The organism is Pseudomonas sp. GW531-T4 (assembly GCF_017349615.1).
In the GTDB taxonomy this organism is placed as follows: Bacteria; Pseudomonadota; Gammaproteobacteria; order Pseudomonadales; family Pseudomonadaceae; genus Aquipseudomonas; species Aquipseudomonas chlororaphis_I.
Window position 1 is genome coordinate 115,754 of the sequence record NZ_JACMZT010000017.1, and the last position, 16,595, is coordinate 132,348.

Here is a 16,595-nt window from a genome sequence, read left to right on the forward strand (position 1 = left end):
GGAGCGAGGCTTGCCCGCGATGACGGCCGGAAGGGCACAAAAAATCCCCCCGGAATCCAACGATCACGGGGGATTTTTTATGCCTGGAAAAACTTAGCGCTGGTGCACCAGATTGCCCGCGGCATAGGTCTGCGCCACGATGCGGTCGTCGCCCAGGGTCATCAGCACGAACAGCGTTTCGGCGATGCTCTTGGACTGTTTCAGGCGATAGCTCAGCAGCGGCGTGGCGTTGTAGTCGAGCACCAGGAAGTCGGCGTCGGTGCCCGGCTGCAGGGTGCCGATCCGCTCTTCCAGGCGCAGTGCGCGGGCGCCGCCGAGGGTGGCCAGGTACAGCGACTTGAACGGGCTCAGGCGCGCGCCCTGCAGTTGCATGACCTTGTAGGCTTCGTTCAGGGTCTGCAGCAGCGAGAAGCTGGTGCCACCGCCGACGTCGGTACCGAGGCCGACATTCAGTTTGTGTTTCTCGGCCATCGGCAGGTTGAACAGGCCGCTGCCGAGGAACAGGTTCGAGGTCGGGCAGAAGGCCACGGCCGAACCGGTTTGCGCCAGGCGTGCGCATTCGTCGTCGCACAGGTGCACGCCGTGGGCGAAAACCGAGCGTTTGCCCAGCAGCTGAAAGTGGTCGTACACATCCAGGTAACCCTTGCGCTCCGGGAACAGCTCCTTGACCCATTCGACTTCCTGCAGGTTTTCGCTGATGTGGGTCTGCATGTACAGGTCGGGGTATTCACCGAGCAACTGCCCGGCGAGGGTCAGTTGTTCCGGGGTGCTGGTCGGGGCGAAACGTGGTGTCACCGCGTAGTGCAGGCGACCCTTGCCGTGCCAGCGCTCGATCAGCGCCTTGCTTTCCAGGTAGCTGGATTCGGCGGTGTCGGTCAGGTAGTCGGGAGCGTTGCGGTCCATCATCACCTTGCCGGCGATCATCCGCAGGTCGAGCTTTTCGGCCGCTGCGAAAAAGGCATTCACCGATTGCGGATGCACGCTGCCGAAGACCAGGGCGGTGGTGGTGCCGTTGCGCAGCAGCTCCTTGATGAAAATCTCCGCCACTTCCTCGGCATGGGCCCGGTCAGCGAACTGGCTTTCGCAAGGGAAGGTGTAGGTGTTGAGCCAGTCCAGCAACTGCTCGCCATAGGCACCGACCATACCGGTCTGCGGCAGGTGGATATGGGTGTCGATAAAGCCTGGGGTGATCAGCGCATCCTTGTAGTGAGTGATCTCGGTATCGGCGGGCAAACTGGCGAGCAATTCGCTGGCGTGGCCGAGGGCACTGATCTGGCCATTGTCGACCACCAGCAGGCCATCCTCGAAGTACTCGTAGGAGGCTTCGATGCCGACCTCGGCGGGGTCGGCGATGCTGTGCAGGATGGCGGCACGGTAGGCTTTGCGAGTCAGAGGCATGAGGCAGTCTCGGTTCGTGGCTTTTTAATGGGAGGCATGGCTGCGGCGCGAGGCCGGCAGCAGCTTGGCAATGGGTTCGGCGCGGGCGCTGTGCTGGCCGAAATTGGCGTTATAGGTGGCGATGATTTCGCCGGCGATGGAGATGGCGATTTCCACAGGCAACTTGCCTTTGACCTCGCCCAGCCCCATCGGGCAGCGCATGCGTTGCAGCACGCTGTTGTCGAAGCCGCGCTCGCGCAGGCGGTGTTCGAACTTCACTCGCTTGGTCTTCGAGCCGATCAGGCCGAAGTAGGCGAAGTCGTTGCGCTTGAGAATCGCGGCGGTGAGCTCCAGGTCGAGCTGGTGGTTGTGGGTCATGACGATGCAGTAGCTGCCGGCGGGCAGGTCGTCGATTTCATCGACGGGCTCTTCGCTGACGATCTTGCGCACGCTCTGGGGGATCTGCTCGGGGAATTCCTGTTCCCGTGAGTCGATCCAGCGCACCTTGCACGGCAGGCTGGCGAGCAGCGGCACCAGGGCGCGGCCGACATGGCCGGCGCCGAAGACCGCGATCTGCGCCTGGACCTGGCCCATGGGTTCGAACAGCAACACGGTCACACCGCCGCAGCACTGGCCGAGGCTGGCGCCCAGGCTGAAGCGCTCCAGGTGGGTGTCCTGCTTGCCGCTGGCGAGCATCTCGCGGGCGATCTGCATGGCCTTGTATTCCAGGTGGCCACCGCCGATGGTGTCGAAACTCTGGGTGGCGCTGATGACCATTTTCGAGCCGGCATTGCGTGGCGTCGAACCCAGCTCTTCGATGATGGTCACCAGCACGCAGGGTTCACCGCGGGTTTGCAGGTCGGCGAGGGCGCTGATCCAGTTGTACATGTTTCACCTCAACATCGCTGTTGTCTGTTCGGCCATCATCGCGGGCAAGCCTCGCTCCTACGGACAGGTAACGCGCGAACGACGCACAACCTGTAGCAGCGAGGCTTGCCCGCGATGGGCGCACCTCGGTCTAGAGCGGCGCCAGTTCAGACTCGGCCTCGACGGCCTTGGTCACCTTCAACTGGCGCATCTGCTCGCAGCCCCACAACACCCGCTCCGGCGTGGCCGGCGCGTCGATCCTTGGCTGGTGCCGGTAATCGCCAAGGCTGGCCACGGCATCCTTGATCGCGCACCAGACAGCGATGCCGAGCATGAACGGCGGCTCGCCCACGGCCTTGGAATGGAACACCGTGTCTTCCGGATTCTTGCGGTTTTCCACCAGCTTGACCCGCAGGTCCAGCGGCATGTCGGCCACCGCCGGAATCTTGTAGCTGGCCGGGCCGTTGGTCATCAATTTGCCCTTGGCGTTCCACACCAGCTCTTCCATGGTCAGCCAGCCCATGCCCTGGATAAAGCCGCCTTCCACCTGGCCGATGTCGATGGCCGGGTTCAGCGAGGCGCCGACGTCATGCAGGATGTCGGTGCGCAGCATCTTGTACTCGCCGGTCAGGGTGTCGACTATCACTTCGGCGCAGGCGGCGCCGTAGGCGAAGTAGTAGAACGGCCGGCCACGGGCCTGGGCACGGTCGTAGTAGATTTTCGGAGTCTTGTAGAAGCCGGTGCTGGACAGCGAGACCTGGGCGAAATAGGCCTGCTGGATCAGCTCCTCGAAGCTCAGGATCTGGTCGCGGACCCGCACATGGCCGTTGTGGAATTCCACATCTTCCTCGCTGACCTTGTACTGCCGGGCGGCAAATTCCACCAGGCGTTTCTTGATGGTTTCGGCGGCATTCTGCGCGGCCTTGCCGTTCAGGTCAGCGCCGCTGGAGGCGGCAGTCGGCGAGGTGTTGGGCACCTTGTCGGTGTTGGTCGCGGTGATCTGCACCCGGTCGATTTCCACCTGGAACACTTCGGCCACCACCTGCGCCACCTTGGTGTTCAGGCCCTGGCCCATTTCCGTGCCGCCGTGGTTGAGGTGGATGCTGCCGTCGGTGTAGACATGCACCAGCGCGCCGGCCTGGTTGAGGAAGCTGGCGGTGAAGGAAATGCCGAATTTCACCGGGGTCAGCGCCAGGCCCTTTTTCAGGATCGGGCTGTTGGCGTTATAGCGGCGGATCGTTTCGCGACGCTCGGCGTACTGGCTGCTGGCTTCCAGTTCCGCGGTCATCTCTTCGAGCATGTTGTGCTCGACGGTCTGGTAGTAGTGGGTAATGTTGCGTTCGGTCTTGCCGTAGTAGTTGGCCTTGCGCACCGCCAGCGGGTCGAGGGCGAGATGGCGGGCGATGGCGTCCATCACTTCTTCGATGGCGACCATGCCTTGCGGGCCGCCGAAGCCGCGGTAGGCGGTGTTTGACGCAGTGTTGGTCTTGCAACGATGGCCGTTGATGGTGGCGTCGCCCAGGTAGTACGAGTTGTCGGCGTGGAACATCGCCCGGTCGACGATCGAGGCCGACAGGTCCGGCGAGCAACCGCAGTTGCCGGCCAGCTCCAGCTGGATGCCATGCAGGCGTCCGGTGCTGTCGAAGCCGACGTCGTACTCGATATAGAAGGGGTGGCGCTTGCCGGTCATCAGCATGTCTTCGACCCGCGGCAGGCGCATCTTGGTCGGCTGGCCGGTGAGGTGCGCGATCACCGCGCACAGGCATGCCGGGCTGGCGGCCTGGGTTTCCTTGCCGCCGAAACCACCGCCCATGCGGCGCATGTCGACCACGATCTTGTTCATCGACACGTCCAGCACCTCGGCCACCAGCTTCTGCACTTCGGTGGGGTTCTGGGTCGAGCAGTAGACGATCATGCCGCCGTCTTCGGTGGGCATCACCGAGGAGATCTGGGTCTCCAGGTAGAAGTGTTCCTGGCCGCCGATGTGCAGGGTGCCCTGCAGGCGATGCTCGGCGCTGGCCAGGGCCTTGGCCGAGTCGCCGCGCTGGTGGGTGTGGCTGTCGAGGACGAAGTGGCGCTTGCGCAGGGCTTCGACCACGTCCAGCACCGGCTCCAGGTCCTCGTATTCGATGACCGCGGCCATGGCCGCCTTGCGCGCGGTTTCCAGGTCGCGGGCGGCCACCGCCAGCACCGGCTGGCCGACGAACTGCACATCGTCGATGGCCAGCAGCGGGTCGCCGGGCAGCAGCGGGCCGATGTCTTTCAGCCCCGGAATGTCCTTGTGGGTGATGACGATGCGCACGCCGTCGAAGGCGTAACAGGGCGCGGTGTCGATACTGAGGATCTTCGCGTGGGCCCGGTCCGAGAGGCGCGCATACACATGCAGCTGGTTGGGGAATTCCAGCCGGTCATCGATGTACACCGCTTCGCCGGACACATGCTTGGCGGCGCTGTCGTGCTTGACGCTGCGCCCGACGCCGGTGGCCAGGTCCTGTTGAAACAGGGCGCTCAGTTCGGCTTGAGTCTTCTCGACGTCGTGATGATTAGACATAAGCGGTCACCCGGGTCTCGATGTGCGGTGTTTGCAGTTCGATGAAGTATTTGCGCAGCAGGTTCTGGGCGCTGAGCAGGCGGTATTCCTTGCTGGCGCGGAAGTCCGAAAGCGGGGTGAAGTCCTCGCCCAGGGCAGCGCAGGCACGTTCGACTGTGGCCTCGCTCCAGGGCGCGCCGAGCAGCGCGGCTTCACAGTGCTTGGCGCGTTTCGGGGTGGCGGCCATGCCGCCGAAGGCTACGCGGGCGTCGGCGATCACGCCGTTTTCGATGCGCAGGTTGAAGGCCGCGCAGACCGCGGAAATATCGTCGTCCAGGCGCTTGGACACCTTGTAGGCGCGGAACAGCTGCTGGGCGCTGGCCCGCGGCACGATGATCTTCTCGATGAACTCGCTTTCCTGGCGCGCAGTGACGCGGTAGTCGATGAAATAGTCTTCCAGGGCCAGGGTGCGGCGGGTGTTGCCTTTGCACAGGACGATCTGCGCGCCCAGGGCGATCAGCAAGGGTGGCGAGTCGCCAATGGGCGAGGCGTTGCCGATGTTGCCGCCCAGGGTGCCCTGATTGCGGATCTGCAGCGAGGCGAAGCGTTGCAGCAGCTCGCCGAAGTCCGGGTACTCGGCCTTGAGGGCGTCGTAGCAATCGGAGAGGGCGGTGGCGGCGCCGATTTCCAGGCGGTCGTCGAAGCGTTCGACGCGTTTCATTTCGGCGACGTTGCCGACGTAGATCATCACCGGCAGCGGGCGGTGGAACTGGGTGACTTCCAGCGCCAGGTCGGTGCCGCCGGCCAGCAGCCGGGCTTGCGGGTAGGCGTCATACAGGTCGGCCAGGTCGGATACGGTCAGCGGTACCAGGCAACGTTTGTCGCCACTGTTCAGCTCTCCGGTCTCGCTGGGGGCGATGGCTTTCAGGCGCGCGATGGTCTCGGCTTCGCGGGCGTCGAACTGGTCAGGCTGTTTGCCGCAACAGGCCTGCTCGGCGGCGGCGAGGATCGGGCGGTAGCCGGTGCAGCGGCACAGGTTGCCGGCCAGGGCTTCATGGGCCTTGTGCGAGTCGGGTTGCTCGGAGTTCTTCTGCAGGGCGAACAGCGACATGACGAAGCCCGGCGTACAGAAGCCGCACTGCGAGCCGTGGCACTCGACCATGGCCTTCTGCACGCTGTGCAACTGGCCCTGGTGCTTGAGGTCTTCGACGCTGATCAACTGCTTGCCGTGCAACGACGAGACAAAGGTCAGGCACGAGTTGAGGCTGCGATAACGGATGTGCTCCGCGCCCGTGTCATCGGTGTGCAATTCGCCGACCACCACGGTGCAGGCGCCACAGTCGCCACTGGCGCAGCCTTCTTTGGTGCCGGGCTTGCCCAGGTGCTCGCGCAGATAGTTGAGCACCGTCAGATTCGGGTCCAGGCTGTGCTCGCTACGGAGTTCCTGGTTGAGTAAAAACTGGATCACGGAAGGCCTCGCAGACTCATTATTATTGGTAACCGACGTGGGCCGAATTTAGTCATGTCTGACTTTTCGGTCAATTAATTTCTGACCTAAGGGTCAAGAAATTGCTTTTTGCCGATCAACAAGCGCTTTCAAACAGTATTGACCCTCCCGGGCCGCAGTGCTTTTTGCTTATTCCGTGCCAAATTCAGGCCCTTGGGCACTCCGCCATGAGGTAGCAATTGCGCTACACTGCGCCGCTTGTACCGATCTAAGAGTTTGAAGGAAAACCATGACGTTCAAGGCGCCGGACAGCCTCGCCGAGCAAATCGCTCACCACCTCGCCGAACGCATCATTCGCGGCGAGCTCAAGCCTGGGGAGCGCATTCAGGAACAGAAGGTCACGCTGGCCCTCAACGTCAGCCGCGGCTCGGTCCGCGAGGCCCTGCTGATCCTCGAACGCCGTCACCTGATCGCCATCCTGCCGCGTCGTGGCGCCCATGTGACCGAACTCACCCCGCACAAGGTGCAGAGCCTGTGCACCCTGATGAGCGAGCTGTACATCCTGCTGGGCAACTCGGTGGCCAACGGCTGGGAACTGCAAGCCGACATGGCGCCGTTCCTGCAGATCCAGCAACGGCTGATCGCCGCCTACGAGCGCCAGGACATCCGCAGCTTCGTCGAAGACAGCTTCAACGTGATGCGCGCCGCTTACCCATTCGCCAACAACCCGTACCTGCAGGAAACCGTCGAGAACCTGCAGCCGGCGATGAGCCGTGCCTATTTCCTGGCCCTGGAGCAGCGCAAGGCGGAAATGAGCGAATTCCTCGACCTGTTCGAGCAACTGCTGGCCGCCGTGCTGGCCCGTGACCTGTCGACCATCCGCCTGGTGTTGACGGCCTATGCCCGGCGCAGTTGCGACCTGGTAGTCGCCGCCTTGACGGTTGCCTGAGCGTGCGGCTCAAGTGCATCAAGCTGGCGGGGTTCAAGTCCTTCGTCGACCCGACCACGGTGAACTTCCCCAGTAACATGGCGGCGGTGGTCGGGCCCAATGGGTGCGGCAAGTCGAACATCATCGACGCCGTGCGCTGGGTAATGGGCGAGAGCTCGGCCAAGAACCTGCGCGGCGAGTCGATGACCGACGTCATCTTCAACGGTTCCACCAGCCGCAAGCCGGTGAGCCAGGCCAGCATCGAGCTGGTCTTCGACAACTCCGACGGCACCCTGGTCGGCGAGTACGCGGCCTACGCGGAAATCTCCATCCGCCGCAAGGTCACCCGCGACAGTCAGAACAGCTATTTCCTCAACGGCGCCAAGTGCCGCCGTCGCGACATTACCGATATTTTCCTCGGCACCGGCCTGGGGCCACGCAGCTACTCGATCATCGAGCAGGGCATGATCTCCAAGCTGATCGAAGCCAAGCCGGAAGACCTGCGCAACTTCATCGAAGAAGCGGCGGGGATTTCCAAGTACAAGGAGCGTCGCCGGGAAACCGAAAACCGCATCCGCCGTACCCACGAAAACCTGGCGCGCCTGACCGACCTGCGCGAAGAGCTGGAGCGCCAGCTCGAACGCCTGCACCGCCAGGCCCAGGCGGCCGAGAAGTACCAGGAATACAAAGCCGAGGAGCGTCAGCTCAAGGCCCAGCTGTCGGCGTTGCGCTGGCAGGAGCTTAACGAGCAGGTCGGCCAGCGCGAATCGATCATCGGCAACCAGGAAGTCGGCTTTGAAGCCCTGGTGGCGGAACAACGCAATGCCGACGCCGCCATCGAGCGCCTGCGCGACGGTCACCATGAGCTGTCCGAGCGCTTCAATCTGGTGCAGGGGCGCTTCTATTCGGTCGGCGGCGATATCGCCCGGGTCGAGCAGAGCATCCAGCACGGTCAGCAGCGTCTGCGCCAGTTGCAGGACGACTTGCGCGAGGCCGAGCGTGCACGCCAGGAGACCGAATCCCACCTGGGTCACGACCGCACCTTGCTCGCCACCCTCGGTGAAGAGCTGGAAATGCTCGAGCCCGAGCAGGAAGTCACCAGCGCCGCCGCCGAAGAGGCTGCCGCGGCCCTGGAAGAAGCCGAAGCCACCATGCACGGCTGGCAGGAGCAGTGGGACGCATTCAACCTCAAGTCCGCCGAGCCGCGGCGCCAGGCCGAGGTGCAGCAGTCGCGTATCCAGCAGCTCGAAGGCAGCATGGAGCGTCTGGGCGAGCGCCAGCGGCGTCTGGTGGAGGAGCGCGCGTTGCTCGCCGCCGATCCGGAAGACGCGGCAATCCTCGAACTCAACGAACAACTCGCGGCGAGCGAGGCGACCCTGGAAGATTTGCAGGCCAGCGAAGACGGTCAGGTCGAGCGCCTGGAGCAACTGCGCCAGGAGCTGCATCAGGCGACCCAGGCCCAGCAGCAGGCCCAGGGTGAATTGCAACGTCTCAATGGTCGCCTGGCCTCGCTGGAGGCTTTGCAGCAGGCGGCGCTCAATCCGGGGACCGGCGCGGCGCAATGGCTGCAGGAGCAACAGTTGGCCGAGCGTCCGCGTTTGGCCGAAGGCTTGAAGGTCGAGGCCGGTTGGGAGCTGGCGGTGGAAACCGTGCTCGGCGCCGACCTGCAAGCGGTGTTGGTCGACGACTTTGCCGGCTTTGACCTGGCCGGGTTCGAGCAGGGCGATCTGCGCCTGCTCCAGCTGGCGGGCGAGGGCGCGCGGATACCCGGCAGCCTGCTGGACAAGGTCGATGCCCAGGTCGACCTGGCGCCCTGGCTGGGTCAGGTCAAACCGGTGGAAAGCCTTGAACAGGCTCTTGCCCTGCGTGGCCAATTGGCGGCCGGCGAGAGCCTGATCAGCCGCGACGGTTTCTGGGTCGGCCGGCATTTCCTGCGGGTGCGCCGCGCCAGCGAAGCGGAAAGCGGCATGCTCGCGCGCAACCAGGAAATCGAGCAGTTGAGCCAAGAGCGCGACGAGCGCGAAGCCAGCGTGGAAGACCTGGAAACCCACTTGCAGAACCTGCGTGCGCAACAGCGCCAGCAGGAGAACGGTCGCGAACACCTGCGCCGCCTGCTGCAGGACGAAGCCCGTCAGCAGGGTGAATTGAAAGCCAAGCTTTCCGCCGGCAAGGCCAAGGCCGAACAGCTGGCCTTGCGCCGTACCCGCCTGGATGAAGAGGTGGCGGAGCTGGGCGAGCAGCGCGCCGTGGAACACGAGCAGGTGGGCGAAGCCCGTCTGCAGCTGCAGGAAGCCCTCGACAGCATGGCCCTGGACACCGAGCAGCGCGAATTGCTGCTGGCCCAGCGCGACAGTTTGCGTGAGCGCCTGGACCGGGTGCGCCAGGAGGCGCGCCAGCACAAGGATCACGCTCACCAGTTGGCGGTACGCCTGGGTTCGCTCAAGGCCCAGCACGATTCCACCCGCCAGGCCCTGGAACGCCTGGAGCTGCAATCGGAGCGCCTGACGGAGAAGCGCGAACAGCTCAGCCTGAACCTGGAGGAGGGCGCCGCACCGCTGGAAGAGCTGCGCCTGAAGCTCGAGGAGTTGCTGGAAAAGCGCATGACCGTCGACGTCGAGCTCAAGAGCGCGCAGATCGCCATGGAGGATGCCGACCGCGAATTGCGCGATGCGGAAAAACGCCGGACCCAGGCCGAGCAGCAATCGCAATTGATCCGTGGCCAGCTCGAACAGCAGCGCATGGAATGGCAAGCCCTGAGCGTGCGCCGCAAGACCTTGCAGGACCAGTTGCTGGAAGACGGCTACGACTTGCAGGGCGTGCTCGCCACGCTGACCGAACAGGCCAGCGAGAAAGAGGCCGAGGAAGAACTCGAGCGGATTGCCGCGCGCATCCAGCGCCTGGGGGCGATCAACCTCGCGGCCATCGATGAGTACCAGCAGCAGTCCGAGCGCAAGCGTTATCTGGACGCCCAGGACGCCGATCTGGTGGAAGCCCTGGAAACCCTGGAAAACGTGATTCGCAAGATCGACAAGGAAACCCGTAATCGTTTCAAGGATACCTTTGATCAGATTAACGGCGGTTTACAGGCACTCTTTCCAAAAGTTTTCGGTGGCGGCAGCGCTTATTTGGAACTGACGGGCGAAGATCTACTCGATACAGGGGTAACGATCATGGCGCGTCCGCCAGGGAAGAAGAACAGCACCATTCATTTGTTGTCCGGTGGTGAGAAAGCATTGACGGCCCTGGCGCTGGTATTTGCCATCTTCAAGTTGAACCCGGCGCCGTTCTGCATGCTCGACGAAGTTGACGCTCCGCTGGATGACGCTAACGTTGGACGCTACGCAAGGCTGGTTAAAGAGATGTCGCAGACGGTGCAGTTCATCTATATCACCCACAACAAGATCGCCATGGAAATGGCCGATCAATTGATGGGCGTGACGATGCACGAGCCCGGCTGTTCACGCCTGGTAGCCGTGGATGTCGAGGAGGCGATGGCGATGGTGGACGCCTGATATCCGGGCGACCAAAGCCGGTATGTAAGTGACAAGTAAGAGGTTTTTACCTGCGCCGAGTACTGGCTGATCGACATATTGAATGAAGCCGTTGCGACAGACGGTGTAAAGTTGTCTTTGGTCGTGCTAGTTTAATGTCAATTTTTCCTATACGTGGGCAAAAGGCCAGTCAGAACATAGAGTTGGCGCCACGTTTTAAAGCGGTTTGCAGTTTGCTAAACCTCTTATTTTTCAGCATTTTTCATAGAGGCACGGGATTACATGGAAATCGGTCTGCGCGAGTGGCTGATCGTCATCGGCATCATTGTCATTGCCGGTATTCTTTTTGATGGCTGGCGCCGTATGCGCGGCGGCAAGGGGAAGTTGAAATTCCGTCTGGATCGTAGCCTGTCCAACCTGCCGGACGACGACAGCAGTGCCGAACTGCTGGGCCCGCCCCGTGTGCTGGATACCCATAAGGAACCGCAACTCGATGAGCACGACCTGCCGTCGATGAGCGCGCCGGCGCGCGAACCGCGCGAGTCTGGTTCCAAGCGTGGCAAGCGTGGCAGCGAGCCACAGCAGGGCGACCTGAACCTCAACCTGGACCTGGACGGCGGCCCGAGCTTCAGCAGCCGTGACGACGACTTCCCGGATGAAACCAAGGCTTCCGGCTACGCCGACAAGGACCAGCCGCAAGCCGAAGAAGTGCTGGTGATCAGCGTGATCTGTCGTGATGCCGGCGGCTTCAAGGGCCCGGCGCTGTTGCAGAACATCCTGGAAAGTGGCCTGCGTTTTGGCGAGATGGATATTTTCCACCGTCACGAAAGCATGGCTGGCAATGGCGAAGTACTGTTCTCCATGGCCAATGCGGTCAAGCCAGGCGTGTTCGACCTGGACGACATCGACCACTTCAGCACTCCGGCTGTGAGCTTCTTCCTCGGCCTGCCAGGCCCGCGTCATCCGAAGCAGGCTTTCGACGTGATGGTGGCTGCGGCGCGCAAGCTGTCCCAGGAACTGAACGGCGAACTGAAGGACGACCAGCGCAGCGTACTGACCGCCCAGACCATCGAACACTACCGTCAGCGCATCGTCGAATTCGAGCGTCGCGCCCTGACCCAGAAGCGCTGAGCGCTTCGCGAGCCAGTCGCTCCGGCATAACCCTTGGCCTGCCGGAGCAGGCTCGCGACAGGGTCGCAAGACCCTCCAGACAAATATTGAGCAGCCTAGGCTGCTCTTTTGCTTTTTGAGAGAACACCATGACCGCCGTCGAAACCCGCATTCTTGAGCTGCGCGCTGAGCTGGATCAGCACAACTACCGCTACCACGTCCTCGACGAGCCGAGCATTCCCGACGCCGAATACGATCGCCTGTTCCACGAACTCAAGGCGCTGGAAGCCGAGCACCCGGAGCTGGTCAGCAGTGATTCGCCGACCCAGCGCGTGGGTAGCGCGGCGCTCTCGGCCTTCACTCAGGTGCGCCACGAAATCCCCATGCTCAGCCTGGGCAACGCCTTCGAAGAAACCGACATGCGTGAGTTCGATCGTCGGGTGACCGAGGGGCTCGACCTGCCGGTGGGCGATCTGTTCGGTGGCGGGGCGGCGGTGGAATACAGCTGCGAGCCGAAGCTCGATGGCCTGGCGGTCAGCCTGCTGTATCTGGACGGTGTTCTGGTGCGCGGCGCGACCCGCGGCGACGGCACCACCGGCGAAGACATCAGCGTCAACGTGCGCACCGTGCGCAACATTCCGCTGAAGCTGCATGGCAGTGGCTGGCCGGCGACCCTCGAGGTGCGCGGCGAGGTCTACATGTCCAAGGCCGGTTTCGAGCGGCTCAATGCCGCGCAGCTGGAGGTTGGCGGCAAGACCTTCGCCAACCCACGGAACGCCGCGGCGGGCAGCTTGCGCCAGCTGGACTCGAAGATCACCGCCAGCCGTCCGCTGGAGTTCTGCTGCTACGGGATCGGCCAGGTCACTGCGGATATCGCCGACACCCATATCGGCAATCTGGAGCAGCTCAAGCACTGGGGCATGCCTGTCAGTCGCGAGCTGAAGCTGGCCAAGGGCATCGACGAATGCCTGGATTACTACCGCGATATCGGCGAGCGCCGCAATGGCTTGCCCTATGAAATCGACGGCGTGGTGTTCAAGGTCAACAGCATTGCCTCGCAGCGCGAACTGGGCTTCCGGGCGCGGGAGCCGCGCTGGGCAATCGCCCACAAGTTCCCGGCGATGGAAGAGCTGACCGAGCTGCTGGACGTGGAATTCCAGGTCGGCCGTACCGGCGCGGTGACCCCGGTGGCGCGCCTGAGGCCGGTCAAGGTGGCGGGTGTCACCGTCTCCAACGCGACCCTGCACAACATGGACGAAGTGGCGCGCCTGGGCCTGATGATCTGCGACACCGTGATCATCCGCCGCGCCGGCGATGTGATTCCGCAAGTGGTGCAGGTGGTCACCGAGCGCCGTCCGGAAAACGCACGCCAGGTGCATATCCCAGAAACTTGTCCGGTGTGCGGTTCTCACGTCGAGCGCACGCAACTGATCAAGCGCAGCAAGGGCAAGGAAACCATCAGCGAGGGCGCGGTGTACCGCTGCGTCGGTCGCCTGGCCTGTGGTGCGCAGCTCAAGCAGGCGATCATCCACTTCGTTTCCCGTCGGGCGATGGATATCGAAGGGCTGGGCGACAAGACCATCGAACAGCTGGTGGACGAAAAACTCATCGGCTCACCGGCCGACCTCTACAAGCTCAAGTACGAGCAGATCATCGACCTGGAAGGCTTCGCCGAGGTCTCCAGCAACAAGCTGCTCAAGGCCATCGAAGACAGCAAGAAGCCGGGCCTGGCGCGCTTCATCTATGCCCTGGGCATTCCCGATGTGGGCGAGGAGACGGCCAAGGTCCTGGCGCGCTCCCTGGCCTCCCTGGAGCGCGTGCAGCAGGCCTTGCCGGAAGTGCTGACCTACCTGCCGGATATCGGCCTGGAAGTGGCTCACGAGATTCACAGCTTCTTCGAGGACAGCCATAACCGGCAGGTCATCGGTGCCTTGCTCGATCCGCAGCAGTGCGGGCTGCAGTTGCAGGATCAGGGTGACCTGGGCGCCGAGTTCGCTGCCAGCACCACCCTGGGTGGCATGCTCGACAAGCTGAACATTCCATCGGTGGGGCCGGGTGCGGCGCAGAAGCTGGCGGACAAGTTCGGGACCCTCGAGGGTGTGGTCAAGGCGGACTGGCTGGACATGCGCCAGACCCTGCCGGAGAAGCAGGCCAAGGCCGTGCGCGAGTTCTTCGATATCGCCGAGAACGCCACACGGGCGCTGGCCATCGAGGCGCAGTTGCAAGCCTTCGGCATGCACTGGCAGAGCGAGAAGAAGGTGGTGGAAGGGCTGCCGCTGGCTGGCCAGACCTGGGTGCTCACCGGCTCGCTGGAGCTGATGAGCCGCGACGTGGCCAAGGACAAGCTGGAAAGCCTGGGCGCCAAGGTTGCCGGTTCCGTTTCGGCCAAGACCCATTGTGTGGTGGCCGGTCCTGGCGCCGGCTCGAAGCTGGCCAAGGCCAACGAGTTGGGCCTCAAGGTGCTGGATGAAGAAGCCTTCGTGGCCTTCCTCGGCCAGCACGGTATCTCGGCATAACCCTGTAGCCGCTGCCGCAGGCTGCGATCGACCGCGCAGCGGGCGTTGCTTTGTCGGGCGCCGGAAGGTCCTGCGGACCTTATCGCAGCCTGCGGCAGCGGCTACATGGAATCGTGTTCCCTTGTAGGAGCGAGCTTGCTCGCGAAAAAATCTCCAGGCTTGCACGCGATGCGATATGGAAATCGCTTCGCGAGCAAGCTCGCTCCTACAGAAAAGCGGATCGCCAGCAAGGCGATGGAACAATAGTCCCGTTCCCATGATCTAGTCTTGGCAAGCCCAGGGAGAGATCGCCATGTACCGCTTCTTCGAACAGCTCAGTTCCCGTATCGCCGCGCCCTTTGTCCGTGAGAACAGCCGCAACAGCAAGGTCTGGTTGTGCCGCTGCGGGCAGTCGCTGTTCTTTCGCAACAGTCAGTGCCTGGCCTGTTCGGCGGCCCTGGGTTATCAACCGGAACAGAGTCGCCTGTCGTCGCTGCAGCCAGGGCCGGAGGTCGATACCTGGCTGCTGGACGTCGACCCGCAAGCGGGGCTGTTCCGGCGCTGCGCCAACCTCGATACCCCGGCGGCCTGTAACTGGCTGCTGCCGGCTTATGGCGCCGGCACCTTGTGCATGGCGTGCCGGTTGAACCGGACCATTCCCGATCTTGGCGTGGCGGAAAACCCCGAGCGCTGGCGCAAGGTGGAAATCGCCAAGCGCCGCCTGGTGGCGCAACTGGTGAGTCTGGGGTTGCCGCTGATCGCCAAGACCGAGGATGAAGAGGCTGGCCTGGCTTTCGATTTCCTCGGTGTCGATCGGCAGGGCAAGGCGCCCATGACCGGCCACGCCAACGGCCTGATCACCCTCGACATCAAGGAAGCCGATGACGCCTATCGCGAGCAGGTGCGGGTACAGATGCACGAACCCTATCGCACCTTGCTCGGCCACTTCCGGCATGAGGTGGGGCATTACTACTGGGACCGCCTGATCGCCAATAGCCATTGGCTGGAACCCTGTCGCGCGCTGTTCGGCGACGAGCGCGCGAGCTACGCCGAAGCCCTGGACCGGCATTATCAACAGGGTGCGCCCAACGATTGGTCGCAGGCCTACGTCAGCGCCTACGCCACCATGCACCCCTGGGAAGACTGGGCGGAAACCTGGGCCCACTACCTGCACATGATGGACGCGGTGGACACCGCGCTGGGCTTCGGCATGAGCGCCCGGGAAATGGACTTCGACTACCAGCCGTTTCCGCTGGACACCCTGTATGACCCACAGCATCCCGGCGGCCCGGCGTTCCTCTCTTTCGTCAACGCCTGGATCGAACTGGCGGGCATGCTCAACGAATTGTCACGCAGCATGGGTCAGCCCGACTTCTATCCCTTCATCCTGCCGCCCGCGGTGATCGCCAAGCTGCACTTCATCCACCTGGTGATCCAGCAAGCCGGCGGCAAGGCCGACGAAGTGCTCGAACAGGCCTGAATCCACCACCTGCCTCTGTAGGAGCGAAGCTTGCTCGCGATGCAGGCGACTCGGTCCGGCAGAAGGCCGCGGCGATGCTATCGCGAGCAAGCTTCGCTCCTACCAAGGGTGGTCAGCGAGCTGTGCGCACGCCATCGAGCAAGGCATCGACCACCGCGCGAGCCATTTCCACGGAATGCACCATGGACCAGATCAACCCGCGCTCGATGCCGCTGCCCTGTTCGGTGATTTCATCCGAGACTTCTTCGGCGCATTTGAGCAGCAGTGAAACATGCATCAAGGCTTCTTCGGCATTCACCCCGGCCTGTACCGCGAACAGCGGGCGCTGCTGGGCGTCGCGCAGGCCGAACGGCTGGCTGCGGGTTTCTTTGAGTTGTGTGAGCAGCGGTTGCTGCTGGTCGTTGAGCGACAGGAGCAGGGAGATATTCGCCGCGTCCAGTTCAGGATCGCGTAGTCGACGCGGGGTAGTGAGTGGCGGATCGGGGACGAGCTTTTTCATGTGGGTACCTACGACTCTCTGAAAGATGAAAGCCGCCAGTCTCGCTTCCACACGAGAGGGTGGCAGCCATGCGTGGGTGTGGAAGACCGGGGAGTCCTTGGTACCCAAAGCCCGGCGCACCCGAAGGTGCCCCACGCATGGTCGCCATAACACGGATCTGCGGACGCAAAACGTCAGCAGTCGCTGTTGAGCGCTGTACCAATGACTTTTCCAGACTTCCACATCCGGGTCGTTGAAACTGCAACGACCCCCGCAGACTGCCCGATCAAATTCAGGGGTACAACCCGCCCAAAGGCGTTCCAGAGTTTCTAGGAAACCCCTTACAAAACAAAGCGAAAAATCGACTGCCAGCTCGCCGCAAAACTGCCATT

10 protein-coding genes are annotated in these 16,595 nt (G+C 63.1%); 5 read left to right on the forward strand and 5 right to left on the reverse strand.

Annotation, left to right across the window (positions count from 1 at the left end; genetic code table 11):
- Window positions 1-93: 93 nt before the first annotated feature.
- From guaD to xdhA, 4 genes are all read right to left on the reverse strand, one after another.
- Entirely contained in the window at window positions 94-1,398 is a 1,305-nt protein-coding gene (gene guaD, locus J4D28_RS15950) for a guanine deaminase (RefSeq protein ID WP_009047916.1), read from the reverse strand.
- A gap of 24 nt (window positions 1,399-1,422) precedes the next feature.
- Window positions 1,423-2,265, reverse strand: coding sequence for a xanthine dehydrogenase accessory protein XdhC (gene xdhC, locus J4D28_RS15955; RefSeq protein ID WP_009047917.1), 843 nt, complete (start codon window positions 2,263-2,265; stop codon window positions 1,423-1,425).
- 130 nt (window positions 2,266-2,395) lie between these two features.
- Window positions 2,396-4,795 (reverse strand): xanthine dehydrogenase molybdopterin binding subunit, encoded by a 2,400-nt coding sequence (xdhB, locus tag J4D28_RS15960; protein ID WP_103331030.1) that lies wholly within the window; start codon window positions 4,793-4,795, stop codon window positions 2,396-2,398.
- A complete protein-coding gene (xdhA, locus tag J4D28_RS15965; RefSeq protein ID WP_103331031.1) occupies window positions 4,788-6,242 on the reverse strand; it encodes a xanthine dehydrogenase small subunit in 1,455 nt (484 codons plus the stop codon). Before xdhA ends, xdhB begins: the two co-directional genes overlap by 8 nt.
- 268 nt (window positions 6,243-6,510) lie before the next feature.
- Here xdhA and J4D28_RS15970 point away from each other — a divergent pair, with 268 nt between their 5' ends.
- From J4D28_RS15970 to J4D28_RS15990, 5 genes are all read left to right on the forward strand, one after another.
- Window positions 6,511-7,170, forward strand: a complete 660-nt coding sequence (locus tag J4D28_RS15970; protein WP_009047920.1) for a GntR family transcriptional regulator — start codon at window positions 6,511-6,513, stop codon at window positions 7,168-7,170.
- A 2-nt stretch (window positions 7,171-7,172) separates the two neighbouring features.
- Window positions 7,173-10,661, forward strand: a complete 3,489-nt coding sequence (gene smc / locus J4D28_RS15975; protein WP_009047921.1) for a chromosome segregation protein SMC — start codon at window positions 7,173-7,175, stop codon at window positions 10,659-10,661.
- A gap of 261 nt (window positions 10,662-10,922) precedes the next feature.
- Complete coding sequence (gene zipA / locus J4D28_RS15980) at window positions 10,923-11,771, forward strand: cell division protein ZipA (protein WP_009047922.1); 849 nt, start codon at window positions 10,923-10,925, stop codon at window positions 11,769-11,771.
- Window positions 11,772-11,899: 128 nt separating this feature from the next.
- Window positions 11,900-14,266: an NAD-dependent DNA ligase LigA gene (ligA, locus tag J4D28_RS15985; protein WP_103331032.1), complete on the forward strand. Its 2,367-nt coding sequence runs from the start codon at window positions 11,900-11,902 to the stop codon at window positions 14,264-14,266.
- A gap of 292 nt (window positions 14,267-14,558) precedes the next feature.
- A complete protein-coding gene (locus J4D28_RS15990; RefSeq protein ID WP_009047924.1) occupies window positions 14,559-15,725 on the forward strand; it encodes a putative zinc-binding metallopeptidase in 1,167 nt (388 codons plus the stop codon).
- Window positions 15,726-15,837: 112 nt separating this feature from the next.
- Here J4D28_RS15990 and J4D28_RS15995 read toward each other — a convergent pair whose 3' ends face one another.
- Complete coding sequence (locus J4D28_RS15995) at window positions 15,838-16,224, reverse strand: DUF6124 family protein (protein ID WP_009047925.1); 387 nt, start codon at window positions 16,222-16,224, stop codon at window positions 15,838-15,840.
- Window positions 16,225-16,595 lie beyond the last annotated feature (371 nt).